Origin of the sequence: Mycolicibacterium komossense (assembly GCF_025822605.1) — a bacterium.
Classification (GTDB): domain Bacteria; phylum Actinomycetota; class Actinomycetes; order Mycobacteriales; family Mycobacteriaceae; genus Mycobacterium; species Mycobacterium komossense.
The window spans coordinates 155,179-168,649 of the sequence record NZ_JACKTY010000018.1; the positions used below are offsets into that span (position 1 = coordinate 155,179).

At 66.9% G+C, this 13,471-nt stretch carries 11 protein-coding genes and 1 pseudogene; 4 read left to right on the forward strand and 8 right to left on the reverse strand.

The window, feature by feature from the left end:
- Positions 1 to 3 precede the first annotated feature (3 nt).
- From H7J73_RS06980 to H7J73_RS07005, 6 genes are all read right to left on the reverse strand, one after another.
- Positions 4 to 711: a haloacid dehalogenase type II gene (locus H7J73_RS06980; RefSeq protein WP_264066560.1), complete on the reverse strand. Its 708-nt coding sequence runs from the start codon at positions 709 to 711 to the stop codon at positions 4 to 6.
- Positions 708 to 1,673, reverse strand: a complete 966-nt coding sequence (locus H7J73_RS06985; RefSeq protein ID WP_264066561.1) for an NADPH:quinone oxidoreductase family protein — start codon at positions 1,671 to 1,673, stop codon at positions 708 to 710. Before H7J73_RS06985 ends, H7J73_RS06980 begins: the two co-directional genes overlap by 4 nt.
- A 4-nt stretch (positions 1,674 to 1,677) precedes the next feature.
- Entirely contained in the window at positions 1,678 to 2,541 is an 864-nt protein-coding gene (locus H7J73_RS06990; protein ID WP_264066563.1) for an SDR family oxidoreductase, read from the reverse strand.
- A 71-nt stretch (positions 2,542 to 2,612) separates the two neighbouring features.
- Positions 2,613 to 4,025, reverse strand: a complete 1,413-nt coding sequence (locus H7J73_RS06995) for an aldehyde dehydrogenase family protein (RefSeq protein ID WP_264066566.1) — start codon at positions 4,023 to 4,025, stop codon at positions 2,613 to 2,615.
- 121 nt (positions 4,026 to 4,146) lie between these two features.
- Positions 4,147 to 5,082 carry an SAM-dependent methyltransferase gene (locus H7J73_RS07000; RefSeq protein WP_264066568.1) on the reverse strand — a complete coding sequence of 312 codons (936 nt, stop codon included), beginning with the start codon at positions 5,080 to 5,082 and terminating at the stop codon, positions 4,147 to 4,149.
- Entirely contained in the window at positions 5,079 to 5,714 is a 636-nt protein-coding gene (locus H7J73_RS07005) for a TetR/AcrR family transcriptional regulator (protein ID WP_264066569.1), read from the reverse strand. The genes H7J73_RS07000 and H7J73_RS07005 overlap by 4 nt, the downstream gene beginning before the upstream one ends.
- A 381-nt stretch (positions 5,715 to 6,095) precedes the next feature.
- On the opposite strand from H7J73_RS07005, the gene H7J73_RS07010 reads away from it, so the two are divergent.
- Positions 6,096 to 6,677 carry a TetR/AcrR family transcriptional regulator gene (locus tag H7J73_RS07010; protein WP_264066570.1) on the forward strand — a complete coding sequence of 194 codons (582 nt, stop codon included), beginning with the start codon at positions 6,096 to 6,098 and terminating at the stop codon, positions 6,675 to 6,677.
- Positions 6,678 to 6,680: 3 nt separating this feature from the next.
- A complete protein-coding gene (locus tag H7J73_RS07015) occupies positions 6,681 to 8,834 on the forward strand; it encodes an FUSC family protein (protein ID WP_264066572.1) in 2,154 nt (717 codons plus the stop codon).
- Here the strand turns inward: H7J73_RS07015 and H7J73_RS07020 are convergent.
- A pseudogene (locus H7J73_RS07020) lies at positions 8,812 to 9,809 on the reverse strand (pirin family protein). The gene H7J73_RS07015 and the pseudogene H7J73_RS07020 overlap by 23 nt on opposite strands.
- A 53-nt stretch (positions 9,810 to 9,862) precedes the next feature.
- Positions 9,863 to 11,575, reverse strand: coding sequence for a phosphoenolpyruvate--protein phosphotransferase (gene ptsP, locus H7J73_RS07025; protein WP_264066573.1), 1,713 nt, complete (start codon positions 11,573 to 11,575; stop codon positions 9,863 to 9,865).
- A gap of 147 nt (positions 11,576 to 11,722) precedes the next feature.
- Between ptsP and H7J73_RS07030 the strand changes: the two genes are divergently transcribed.
- Together H7J73_RS07030 and H7J73_RS07035 are read left to right on the forward strand one after the other, a co-directional pair.
- Entirely contained in the window at positions 11,723 to 12,490 is a 768-nt protein-coding gene (locus H7J73_RS07030; RefSeq protein ID WP_264066574.1) for a DeoR/GlpR family DNA-binding transcription regulator, read from the forward strand.
- 8 nt (positions 12,491 to 12,498) lie between these two features.
- On the forward strand, positions 12,499 to 13,470 hold the full coding sequence (locus H7J73_RS07035; RefSeq protein WP_264066680.1) for a 1-phosphofructokinase family hexose kinase: 972 nt from the start codon (positions 12,499 to 12,501) through the stop codon (positions 13,468 to 13,470).
- Position 13,471 lies beyond the last annotated feature (1 nt).

The following is a 13,471-nucleotide window of genomic DNA, read 5'->3' on the forward strand; positions in this document are numbered from 1 at the left end:
CTCTCAGGTACCGAGTTGTCGGGCCAGGTCCAGGAAATCGTCTGCGATGAAATCGAACTCGCCGGGATCGAACCCGGGCAGCCGGCGACCCTCGCCACGCTCGAGCGGACGCACCACATAGGCCGTCATCAGACCGGCCTCCCGCGCTGCCCGTAGGTCACTGGGATGGGCGGCGACGAGCATGACGTCCCCGGGCGCGACGTCGAGCAGATCAGCGCACCCCAGATAGGCCTCACGGTCAGGCTTGTAATGCTGGAACAACTCCGCCGAGATCACGCAATCCCAGGGCAACCCGGCGTGTTTGGCCATGTTCGTCAACAGCGAGACGTTGCCGTTGGACAGGGTGGTGATGGTGAACCGCTGTTTGAGGCGGGTCAGGCCGGCGACGGAATCCGGCCACGGGTCGAGCCGATGCCACGCCCGGTTCAACTGGTCCAGGTCACCTTCGGGGATGGAGTCGATACCGGCTCGCTGGAGAAGTTCGTCGAGGATCCAGCGGTGCAGGGTGTCGATCCTGGTCCAAGGCAGTTCACCGCGGCGGACCCGCTCCATGGCCGGCGAGTATCCGCCGCGCCACTCATCGGCGAACGCTGCCCAATCACGTTGCACGCCATGGATTTCACCGAATCTCGTCAGCTCACCGATGACGCTGGTGCGCCAGTCGACGACCGTCCCGAAGACGTCGAATGCCAACACCAGCGGTCGGTTCATGGCTCGAGGACGACCTTCCCGTGCACCCCGCCGGTGGCCAGGCTCTCCACCGCAGCCCGGCCCTCGGACAACGGATATCGCACCGGCGCGGGCGGACGCAGGCCCGCATCGACGAGCTTCCCGAGGCCGGCAGCGAACTCGGCCTGCGCCCCCGGGGTGCGGTTGATGAACTCGCCCAGCCCGACCCCGACCACGCTGACATTGCGCAGCAACAGCCGGTTGACCTTGACCGTCGGGATGCCGCCGCCGGAAGCGAAGCCGATGACCAGCAGCCGGCCTTCGGTGGCCAGCACGCGGATCGCGTCGTCGAAGGCGTCCCCGCCCACCGGATCGACCACGACGTCCACCCCGCGACCGTCGGTCTGGTCACGCACCGCCTGAGCCCAACCGTCGGTCAACGGTAGGACCACGTCGGCACCGAGGGACGCGACGAAGTCCGTCGCACCTGGGCGGTGCACCATCGCGATCACCTTGGCGCCCATCGCTTTTGCGATCTGGATGGCCGCCGTGCCCACACCGCCCGCCGAGCCGAGGACCAGCACCGTCTCACCGGCCCGCAGCGCGGCGCGGCGCTGGAGCGCGAAGAACATCGTGTAGTAGTTGCCCAGCAGACACACCGCCGAGCCGTCGTCGATGCCCTCCGGTGTCGGCGTCACGCTCCCGACCGGGACGGCTACCCGCTCCGCCCACGCCCCGAGCATGCTCAGGGCCGTCACGCGCTGCCCGCTACGCACACCCGAGTCCGCCGGGGCGGAACGGACCACCCCGGCGACCTCGGTGCCCGGCACGAACGGCGGGTCCAGCTTGAGTTGGTACTCGCCGCGGATCAGCAGCAGATCAGGGAAGCTGACGCCGGCGGCACCGACATCGATGACCACCAACCCATCACCGGATGGTTCCGACACGTCGGTGTACACCAACCCGGCTGGGCCGGAGAGTTCTTGCGCAACAAGAGCTTTCACCGATTCAGCCGAGCTTGAAGCTGGCCGACTTCGCCGCCGACAGATCGGTGATCTCACCCCACTTTTCGGCCACGTCGTCCACCGACGGCACCGATCCGAAGGTCACACCGTCGTTCTGGAACAACGCGGTCCGCTGCACCTTGCCACCACCGACGATGAAGATGGAGTCGGTATCGGGCACCTCTTCGGTGCACAGGTAGGCCACCACCGGCGCGACGTATTCCGGAGTCAGCTTCTTGAACACCTCGGGGGGCAGGATGTCCTCGGTCATGCGGGTGGCGGCGATCGGCGCGACGGCGTTGGCCTTGATGTTGTACTTCGCGCCCTCCTGGGCCAGCGTGTTGATCAAGCCGACCAGGCCCAGCTTGGCCGCACCGTAGTTGGCCTGACCGAAGTTACCGAACAGACCGCTGGTCGAGGTGGCGACCACCACCCGGCCGAAGCTCTGCTCGCGAAAGTGCGGCCACGCTGCGCGAATCACGTTGTAGCCGCCGTAGAGGTGCACCTTGAGCACCGAATCCCAGTTTTCGAACGTCATCTTGTGGAAGGTGCCGTCGCGCAGGATGCCGGCGTTGCTCACCACGCCGTCGATCTTGCCGAACTCGTCGAGCGCCGTCTTGATGATGTTCTCCGCGCCGGCCGGCTCGGCGACGCTGTCATAGTTGGCCACGGCCCGGCCGCCGGCCGCCTTGATCTCGTCGACCACCTGGTCGGCCATGTTGTGTCCGGCGCCTGATCCGTCGCGGGCCCCACCGAGATCGTTGACGACGACGCTCGCGCCCTCTTTGGCCAGCGTCAGGGCGTACTCGCGACCCAACCCTCCGCCGGCTCCCGTGACGACGACGACGCGATCCTGAACTCCGGGCATGTACTTGCCTTTCCTCTGTCTTCCTTGACGGTCTTCCCTGACGAGTGGTGGTTGGGTGGCGGCGTCGGCGGCTAGAAGAGCCGACGCGCCAACTTCCACGCCTTCTCTGTATACGGCGGGTAGATGATGGCGGATAAATCGGGTCGGGTCGGCTTGGTCAGCACCGACTTGCGGTGGCTGAACTCCTCGAAGCCGAACCGGCCGTGATACGCACCCGTCCCCGATGGGCCGACACCGCCAAAAGGCAGCTTGCTGGTGGAGAACTGGAACAGCAGCTGGTTGACCAGCATGCCGCCCGCCGGCACCTCCTTGATCACCCGCTCGCGCACGCTTTTGGTCTTGGTGAACAGATAGGCCGCCAACGGCTTGGGCCGGGCGTTGACGAACGCGATTGCCTCGTCCAGGTTGCGGACCGTCACGATGGGCAGGATCGGCCCGAAGATCTCGTCCGTCATCAGCGGTTCATCCAGCGCCGGGTCGACGACCACCGTCGGCTCGATCTCGATCGTCGCCGCATCCGAACCGCCGCCGACGGTGACAGTGCCCTTGGTGGCGGCCAGCGCGGAGGTCAGCCTGCCGAAGTGGCGTTCGTTGACGATCCGCTTGCCCCCTGACCCACCGGCCTCGAAGGTGGCGACGGCATCACCGATTTTGGTGACGAGTTCGTCGCGGATGGAGGCGTCGGCCAACACGTAGTCGGGGGCAATGCAGATCTGGCCGGAGTTGATCAGCTTGGTCCAGGCTATGCGTTTGGCCGCGACGTCGATGTCGGCGTCCGCCGCGACGATCACGGGGCTCTTGCCGCCCAGCTCGAGCGTCACCGGGGTCAGATGCGCCGCCGCGGTCTGATACACCTTGCGGCCGATCTCGGTGCCACCGGTGAAGCACAGCCGATCGAAGCCCTGCTCGATCAGCGCCTGGCTGACCGCGCCGTCGCCTTCGATCACGGCGATCGCGTCGTTGTCGAGGTAACGCGGGACCAGCCGGGCCATCAAAGCCGACGAGGCTGGCGCCACTTCGGACGGCTTGAGCAGCACGGTGTTGCCGGCAGCGATGGCCCCGACCGCGGGCCCGAGCGTCAGCGCGAACGGGAAGTTCCACGCCCCGATGATCAGCACCGTGCCGTATGGCTCGTATTCGATCCAGCCACGGCCGGGCAGCTGCGAGAGCTCCAGCATCCGGTACTTGCGGCGCATCCATCTGCCGACATTCTTGGCGGCGTCGTGGGCTTCGGCGGCGGTGCTGGCGATATCGGCGAGCCAGGCCTCGAACGGCTTGCGGCCGAGGTCCTGCTGGAGCGCGTCGGCGATCTCCGCCTCGTTCTCGGTCATCAGCTTTTCCAGCGCTTGGAGCTGCCCGCGGCGCCACTCCACCGACCGGGTACGACCCGAGGCGAAGGTTTTTCGCAGGCCGGCGACGACGGCTGGGATGTCGACGCTCGTCACTTCATGGGAAACGTCGGTTACCTCGATATTGGTGGTCATCTTGCCCTTTCCGGCGCCGTTCGTGACCAGGCGGAGGGACCTGAGTCCTGGGCGCCCATGTTAGCCAACCGGTCGGTTGGGCGACAGGGGCCTAACGGGGCATTCGACGCACCCGTAGGAGTTACGGCTTCTCCGCCGTCACAAATGTCGAGAAGGCGTCATCGTCCTGCGCCATCGGCACATCGACCCAGCGCCCCAGCCTGCGCATTTCGTCCTGCGATTTCAGCTCGGTGGCGTGCCAGCCCAAGCGGTTGAGCCACTCTGCGAGATTGGTCCGGTCGGGATCGTTGTAGGTCAGGTTCTGGATATCCATCACCTTGTCGATACCCAGTTCTTTCGAGATGCGCTCAAACCTCTTGCGCATCTCTTCGCGGCGATCGTCGGCATGCTTGCCTGCGGTCTCCGCCGCGATCCGACTCCCCGGCGCACTGAGCGCGGTGACATTCTCGAACAGCCGGTCCTGGGCTTCGCTGGGCAGATACATCAACAGGCCCTCGGCCAGCCATGCGGTCGGCTTCGACTGGTCAAAGCCCGCCGCCGTCAGCGCAGCCGGCCAGTCGAAGCGCAGATCGACGGGTACGTGATGCAAGGTGGCCGACGGTTGAACACCGTGCTCGGCCAACGTCTCGGCCTTGTAATCCAGCACTTTCGGCTGATCAATCTCGAAAACATCGGTGCCCGTGGGCCATTCGATTCGATACGCCCTCGAGTCCAGCCCGGAGGCCAGGATCACCACCTGCCGGATGCTTGCAGCGACTGCGGCGGCGAAGAACGCATCGAAGAAGTGCGTCCGCACGGCCTGGTAGTTGCCCATATGGGCATAGATCGTCGCCACTTCGGGATCCACCTCGGCCAGTCGCGCCGAGACCGACGGGTCGAACATGGCGTCCCAGACGCCGGCTCCCGCCCCGCTGACCAGCAATTTGGCATGCGGGTCGTCGATCAGCCGGTCAGCGCGCTCCGTCTCGGCGGCGCGGGCCGCGGCCACCAGAACCGCGGTGCTTCCCACGCTGGTGGCGATATCCCACGAATCGTCGTTACTGCGAAGGGTGCTCAACGCTTGATGGTCCAGAGTTCCTGTTGCAGGAGTAGCCGCAATTGCTCGGTGATCCGGTCGAGTTCGTCGTGGTCGCCCACGAATCCGGCGTAGAAACCCATTCCCCACAACACGGCGACCAGCATTTCGACCAGTGTCTTCACATCGGTGTCAGTGGTGAGTTCACCGGATTCGATGGCCTCGTTGACTGCCCAGGTCACAAAGATCCGAGAATTCTCCAGCGAATCGTTCTGGCCCTGGCTGAGCTCGGGATGGCGTTGCGATTCCAGGACCGCGGTGACCAGAAACGCTGCGGCGGACCGGTCCTTGTCGTCGGGTCGCACCGCCGCCGAGATGAACGCCTGGAGGCGGTCCACCAGCGTCTTCGCCCCTCGGGCGCGTTCGGCGCCCAGCGTTGCGACCATGGAGTTCGTCTTGTCGACGACCTCCTGATACAACACGCGCTTACTGGAAAAGTAGTGATTGATCGCGGGCCGGGTCAGATCGGCGCGGATGGCGATCGCCTGAAAGGTGGCGGCGTCGTACCCAAGTTCGCTGAAGACCTCACGGGCGGCGAGCAATATGCGCTCACGCGTTTCCGCCGCCTTCGCTGCGGGAGGGCGACCTGGGCCCCTACTGGCGGTGTGCGGCACGGTGAAATTGTGCCACATATCACGAGGTAAACCCACTCGGGGAAGAACACCAAGCGTCGATACGGTGCCGTGGTCCGCGCACCCCCGTTGGTGAATTCACCACGTCAGCTGCGGATTCTGGTCTCCACCGTGGCCTGTCTGCGCTCATGGTGAGCTCGGGCCACACGATGGACGTCATCGAACCGTCATGGTTCCGGCGCGCCGTTTAGCCGCACATTCACGCGACTCTGCTGCGAATGCCCTCGCTTAACTCCTATTTCGCAACGAAATCCGCACCGCAAATGGTTGACGACGACGCATATTTGCCAGCTTCGCAAGTGTGAGGAATTCGATGTGCATTCCAGCCCGTTGGCACACTTCGGCAAATTAGGGTGAAGCGATATGGCAACAGTTGTAACCAGAGAGGCATACTTCGAGACAGGTCTGGAAGTGCTCTCCGCACTCGGTTACGGTGGCCTCAAACTGGCCGAAGTATGTAATCGGCTGGGAGTGACAACCGGCTCCTTCTATCACTATTTCGAGAGTTGGTCGGCCTACACCAGGGACCTGGTCGGCGACTGGTTCCTCGCGCTGACCGTCAAGCGGGTCGAGGCGCTACGCGCCGAACCGGATCCCCGCAAGCGCATCGACGCCATCTTCGACATCGGCTTCCACCTGCCGCACGGTGCCGAGAGCGCCATTCGGTCGTGGAGTTCCGTCGACCCGCACGTGCGGGCAGTTCAAGTCATGATCGACCGGGAACGGGTCGACGTACTGACCAAGGCCGCCCTCGAAATTCTCGGTGACCAGCGTCTGGCGCAACTGTTCGCGCGGTGGGCGCTCTATCTGCTGGTGGGATACGAGCAGTCCACGCTGCCACCCGATGCCGACGGTTTGGCGTGGATGGTGGCCCAACAACTCGACGCGCTGGATTCCGGACGGTTCTCCGCCCCGCCTGAATCGACGCCGTGGCTTTACGGTTGAGCAATGGGTATGCCGGCGACCGTGATGCGTCACCTGCTCGACCAAATCGACACCCGCGATCCAGAACGTGATGCGCTGCGCCGGGCAGCGCGCGCCGGCATCGTCATCCCGATCTCGGCGGGTATCGGCTTCGCCATCGGTGGCGGCCAGACTCCGCTGTTCACGATCTTCGGGTCGATCGCGTTGCTCATCGTCGCCGATTTCCCCGGCAACCGGGCCGGCCGCGCGACAGGCTACGCCGGCCTGGGCCTGATCGGCGCGGCTCTCATCACGCTCGGCTCGCTGGTGTCACCGCTGCCCTGGATCGCGGTGGCGACCATGTTCGCCGTCGGGGTGGCGGTCACCTTCTCGGGCGTCCTGAGCGCCACGATTGCGGCGTCACAACGAGCCACCCTGCTGACCTTCGTGCTGCCGGCCTGCACACCCCCGGGCCCGATCGACGATCGCCTGCTTGGCTGGCTGATCGCGCTGGTGGTCTGCGTACCGGCTGCGCTGTTCGTGTTCCCACCACGCCACCACGACGATCTGCGCAAGCACGCCGCCCGCGTCTGTGGAGCCTTGGCTCACCGGCTCGAGGGGCACGCTTCCGATGCCGACGTGGTCACCGCCATGGACCAGCTGCGGATCAACTTCCTGGGCAGCGACTTCCGCCCGGTCGGTTTGACCGCCGGGAGTCGTGCACTGGTGCGAGTGGTCGACGACCTGGAGTGGCTCTGCGACCGGGTGCGTGACGACACCGCCGAGAACCTGGGCGTGATGGGGCCACCGGCGGTACGCGTGCTGCGCGCCTCGGCCCGGTTGCTGCGCATCTCCCGCGTCGCCGATCGGGCGCCCAGCCGTACGGAATTGGATGACGCCCTGGCCGAACTGCGCGCGGTGGCTCAGGGCCGCTACCGCGAGGACATCGCCGAGGTGCTGGCCGAATCCGATGACGACGCGGCCGTCGAGGTCGGCAGGCGGCTACTGACCCGGCGGACCTTCGGTGCGACGGTCGGCGTCACCGGCCGGGTGATCGCGCTCGCCGCAGCGGCCGACGCCCGGCCCGTGCTGATGCGGGTGCTCGGTCGCGATCTGCCCGAGACCGGCGCTGCGGACCGGGTGCTGTCGGAGACCCAGGCCGTCGCCAATATTCCCTCGGGTTACCTGGCGACCCGCGCGGTGGTGGTCCGCAACAGCCTGCGCACCGGTCTCGGACTGGCCTTGGCGGTGGCGACCACACATGTGTTTCCCGTGCAGCACGGCTTTTGGGTGGTGCTCGCCGCGATGTCGGTGTTGCGCAGCAGCGCACTGTCCACCGGAACCAAAGTGCTGCGCGCGGTCGCCGGCACAGTGGCCGGCTTCGTCCTGGGCGCCCTGCTCATCGAGTTCATGGGTGTCGACCCCGTCGTGCTCTGGACAGTGCTGCCGATCGTCGCGTTCATCGCCGCCTACGTACCCGAAGTCGCCTCCTTCGCGGCCGGGCAGGCGGGGTTCACCATGATGGTGCTGATCGTGTTCAACCTCATCGCCCCGAGCGGGTGGCGGGTGGGATTGATCCGCATCGAGGACATCATCGTCGGGGGCGCGGTGAGCCTGGTGGTCTCGCTGCTGTTGTGGCCGCGGGGTTCCGGTAACGCAGTCACGGCCGCGATCGACGCCGCCTTCGATATCGGCACCCGCTATCTGCGCACCGCGGTCTCGCGGATCACCCACGGTGCCTCCTTCGGCGTCGCCGCGGCGGTCACCGAGCTCAGCCATGACGCACTGCGGTCATCCCGCACTGTCGATGACGCACTGCGCCAGTACCTTTCCGAAAGCGGCCGCGCCAGCGACACCCGCGGGCCGGTGCTGCGCAGAGCGAACAGGGCCATCCGGTTGCGTGGGGCGGCCGATCTGATCGCCGACGTCGACAATCCGCCGCCGGCCCGGTCCTACCTGCAGACCCGGGCGGTAATCGACGAGCACGCAGATCTGGTGTGCGAGCGGATGTCCGGTCGCATCGAAACCCTCGAGGGCAAGCCGATCAGTGCCGATTTCGTGATCGCGCTGCGGGCCGAGGCGCACCGCGAGGAGCACCCGATTGCCTATGCTCTGCCGTTGGTCACGGTCGCCGCACACATCGGCGAACTCGAACTGCTCTATGCGGCCAAGCCTGTCACGGAACCGGTGGCCGGCTGACGGGAGCAGGGCGTAATGCGCCCGGTGGGATCGTCCCGAACCGGCCGGCGTTGAAATCGTCGATGGCGGTGGCGATATCCGATTTGGAGTTCATCACGAACGGCCCGTACTGGAAGACCGGTTCCCGGATGGGCGTGCCACCCAGCAGCAGCACCTCCATCGCCGGACGGTGCGAATCCTGCGACGCCTGCGCGGAAACGGTGATCCGGTCACCAGGCCCGAGCACAGCGAGCTGCCCCTGGTGGATCGGGTGCGCGACCGGCCCTACGCTGCCCCGGCCGGACAGCACAAACACCAGGGCGTTGAAGTCCCGGTTCCATGGCAGGTTCAGCCGAGCGCCGGGTTGGATTGTCGCGTGTGCCAACGTGATCGGCGTATGCACCCGGCCGGGACCGCGCCCAGGTCCGGCCTCGGTCTCGATCTCACCGGCGATGACCGCACCAGCGCACCACCGTCGCCGGAGGACAGCAGCGTCACCTGGCCACCTTCGATGGCCTGATAGGCGGGGTCGGCGAACTTGTCTTTCTTCGGCAGGTTCACCCAGAGCTGGATGCCATGAAACGTTCCGCCGCTCTCGACCAGTTCGGCGGGCGGTGTCTCGATGTGCAGGATGCCCGAACCGGCCGTCATCCACTGGGTTGCGCCGTCGGTGATCAGACCGCCGCCACCATGCGAATCCTGGTGTTCGAAACGACCGTCGATCATGTAGGTCACCGTCTCGAAGCCGCGGTGCGGGTGCCAGTCGGTGCCCCGCGGTTCACCAGGCTGGTATTCGATCTCGCCCATCTGGTCCATGTGGACGAACGGGTCGAGATCCTTGGCGGCAACACCGGCGAAGGCGCGCACGACCGGAAAACCCTCGCCTTCGTAGCCGCGTGGACCGGTCGTCAGCGACCGTACGGGTCGTTCGGTGTCGACGGCGGTGGGCGGCGATACGCGCGTCAGGGTCAAGGTGTCAGCGGTTACGGCAGGCATCGGATACCTCCTTGGTAATCAGAGTCACCCACTGTAACCGGACTGCGGTCCGATTATTCCAGCGCCTTCAATGCTGCGGTCCTGGCCTCGGCGGCGCTCGCCGTGGCGAGCACGGCATCGGCGGCATCGCGGCACTGCGTCAGGGTGACCGACGCCAACTTGGTGCCGACCGCGTTGACCGCGGCCGCGGCCGCGGACAGCGAGGTGACCCCGAGACCGGTCAGCACGCAGGCCAGCAACGGATCCGCGGCCGCTTCACCACAGACCCCCACCGGCTTGCCCACTGCGGCACCGGCCCGAGCAGCCATGGCCACCAGTGCGAGCACCCCGGGCTGCCACGGGTCCGTCAGCGCAGCCAGGTCGGCAGACATTCGATCGGCGGCCATCGTGTACTGCGCGAGGTCGTTGGTGCCGATCGAGAGGAAGTCGACGTGCTCGAGAATGCGATCGGCCAGCAGCGCCGCAGCCGGCACCTCGATCATCACCCCCGGCGTGAGCCCGTGGGCGCGCACCTGGGCGGCGAAGATCTTCGCCTCCTCCGCCGTGGCGACCATCGGCGCCATCACCCACGGCGAGTTCCCGGTCCGCTCGGCCGCCTTGGCGATGGCCGCCAGCTGACGCTCCATCAGTCCTGGGTTGCCGATGGTGATGCGGATTCCACGGACACCGAGGGCAGGGTTGGCCTCATCCGGGTGGCCGACGAACTTCAGCGGCTTGTCCGAACCGGCATCCAGCGTGCGGATGACTACCTTTCGGCCCGAAAAAGCTTGCAGCACTTCGCTATAGATATCGGCCTGCTCGTCGACGGACGGCTCGGTGTCGCGGCTGAGGAAGCACAGCTCGGTGCGGAACAGACCCACGCCCTCGGCTGGGGTTTCGGTCGCGGCACGGGCGGCAGCACCATCTTGGACGTTGGCCAGGATCGCGACCTTGTGCCCGTCTGCCGTGGCACCGGGACCGGTCCAGTTCGCCATCGCGGCGGTCACGCGCGCCGCCTCCTCGACTGCGGCGGTGGCTTCGGCCGGGTCCGGTGACACCGTGACAGTGCCGCGGGTGCCGTCGACGAGCACCATCGCGCCGACCGGCACCTCGCTCAGCCCGGCAATGGCCACCACACACGGGATGCCGAGTTGGCGCGCGATGATCGCGGTGTGACTGGTGGGCCCGCCGAGCGTGGTGGCCAGCCCGAGGATCAGAGTGGGATCCAACCCCGCAGTGTCAGCGGGGGCGAGATCCTCGGCACAGAGGATCGAGGGCACGTCGGGCACCGGGACGCCCGGTTCGGGCAGACCATTCAGCTCGGCGACGACTCGGTCGCGGATGTCCAACAGGTCGGTCACCCGCTCGGCCATCAGCCCACCCATCTGGGTGAAGAGATCGACGAACTGCGCGGCGGCCGCCGTGGTCGCGCGAACCGCGGGAGCCCCCTGGGCAATCCCCTTCTCCGCGGCACCGAGCCACGCGCGATCCTGCGCGAGCATGGCGGTGGCCGCCAGCACCTCGGACGCGACGCCGGTGGCGTGGCCTGCCCGGTCCCGCAGCCGCTGCGCGACGGCCGCGGCAGCAGCGGTGAACCGGCTCGCCTCCGCAGCCCGGTCGGCCTCCGCGATGTCGGGCTCGGCGGAGAGCTCGTCGGGGGCAGGTACTCGACCTGGCCGGATGACCGGCGCGTACTGCACACCGGCGACCACGGGAACGCCGCTGAGGACAGTGCCCGCACCGATCGACAGGGCCGCGAGTGACTGAACCGCTGGTGACGAAGTCATGTGAACTAGATTACAACAAATCGTTGACAGGTCAACACAAACAGGCGTAAAACAACATATATCAACATCAAATCAGCACCGATCCCACATCCGTCGATCCCAGACATACCGATCCCACACCTGCCGATCCCACCCATACGGAGTGCCTTGTACCCCGAAGAGCGTCAGCAAGCGATCGCCGCCCTGGTGATGTCCCGCGGACGCGCTTCCGTGACCGAACTCGCGGAAACCTACGCCGTCACCACCGAAACCGTGCGGCGCGACCTTGCCGTCCTCGACCGCGCGGGCGTGCTGCGCCGGGTCCACGGCGGCGCCGTGCCGGTACGCGCCCTACATATCGTCGAATCCGATGTCACCGAGCGCGAGTCCACCCGCACCGACTACAAGGACGCCATCGCCCGCGCCGCGGCGGAGTTCTTTCCGATCAGCGGCGGCAGTGTGCTCTTCGATGCCGGCACCACCACCGCCAGGGTCGCCGCTCTGCTGCCGACCGACCGCGAGCTGACCGTGGTCACCAACTCGGTGCCGATCGCGGCGCGGATATCGGGAATGTCGACGGTGAACCTGCAACTGCTCGGCGGGCGTGTCCGTGGCCTGACCCAGGCCTCGGTCGGCGAACAGGCGCTGCGGGTCCTGGACACACTGCGGGTCGACATCGCCTTCATCGGGGCCAACGGCATCACCGTCGAGCACGGACTGTCCACCCCCGACGGGGAAGAAGCCGCAGTCAAGCGGGCCATGGTCCGCAGCGCGCACTACGTCGTCGTGGTCGCGGACTCGTCGAAAGTGGGCCGCGAGGAGTTCGTCAGCTTCGCCCCGATCGACCGGGTGGACGCACTGGTCACCGACAGCGAGCTCAGCGCCGATCACCGCGCCGAACTCACCGAGCGCGGCGTGGAGGTCGTAGAGGCATGAGCAACACCATGATCGTCACCGTTACACCGAATCCCAGCATCGACCGCACCGTCACACTGGGCACCCGGCTGACGCGCGGCGCTGTGCACCGGGTGCAGTCGGTCTCGTCCGAACCCGGCGGAAAGGGCGTCAACGTCACCCGCGCACTGACCCTGGCCGGCCTGGACTCGCTTGCCCTGCTTCCGGCCGCCGCCAGCGACCCCATGGTCGCGGCACTGCACAGCGCCGGTATCCCGTTCCGGTGCGTGCCGATCACCGATGCGGTGCGCACTAACCTGGCGATCACCGAAAGCGACGGGACCACAACGAAACTCAACGAGCCGGGGGCGCCACTCGACCGGGCCACGCTCGACGTCCTCACCCATTCGATCCTCGACGCAGCCGAGACGGCATCGTGGGTGGCGTTGTCCGGTTCGCTGCCACCGGAGGTCCCGCAACGCTGGTACGCCGACCTCGTCGCGATGCTGTCCACCTATGGGTGCCAGGTCGCGGTCGACACCTCCGACGCCCCGCTGGCCGCGTTGGCCTCGTCACTGGATCACGCCGCACCCGACCTGCTCAAGCCGAACGCCGAGGAGCTCGCCAGCCTGGTGGGCGTCTCCGCCGAGAGCCTCGAAAGTGCTGTGGCGCAGGGTGATCCAGAGCCGGTGATCACCGCCGCCCTCGACCTCGTCGGTCGCGGTGTCCCGACGGTACTGACCACACTGGGCGCGGCCGGGGCCGTGCTGGTCAATGCGACGGGTGCGTGGCTGGCCACCCCGCCGCCGATCACTCCCAGAAGCACCGTCGGCGCGGGTGACGCGTCGCTGGCAGGGTATCTGCGCGCCGATGTCGGTGGGGCCGAGGCGCCCCGCTGCCTGCAGATGGCCGTCGCCTACGGCAGCGCGGCCGCCGGCCTGCCGGGATCCGCACTGCCCTCGCCCGGCCAGATCGATCTCGATGCGGTGCGCGTCGTCTCGATCGCCCCGAACCTGCTCTGAG

Coding starts and splice junctions, on each gene's coding strand:
- H7J73_RS07010 (WP_264066570.1), top strand. CDS start 6,096: ATGGCAACAGTTGTAACCAGAGAGGCATACTTCGAGACAGGTCTGGAA.
- H7J73_RS07035 (WP_264066680.1), top strand. CDS start 12,499: ATGATCGTCACCGTTACACCGAATCCCAGCATCGACCGCACCGTCACA.
- H7J73_RS06990 (WP_264066563.1), bottom strand. CDS start 2,541: ATGCCCGGAGTTCAGGATCGCGTCGTCGTCGTCACGGGAGCCGGCGGA.
- ptsP (WP_264066573.1), bottom strand. CDS start 11,575: ATGACTTCGTCACCAGCGGTTCAGTCACTCGCGGCCCTGTCGATCGGT.
- H7J73_RS06995 (WP_264066566.1), bottom strand. CDS start 4,025: ATGACCACCAATATCGAGGTAACCGACGTTTCCCATGAAGTGACGAGC.
- H7J73_RS06980 (WP_264066560.1), bottom strand. CDS start 711: ATGAACCGACCGCTGGTGTTGGCATTCGACGTCTTCGGGACGGTCGTC.
- H7J73_RS07015 (WP_264066572.1), top strand. CDS start 6,681: ATGGGTATGCCGGCGACCGTGATGCGTCACCTGCTCGACCAAATCGAC.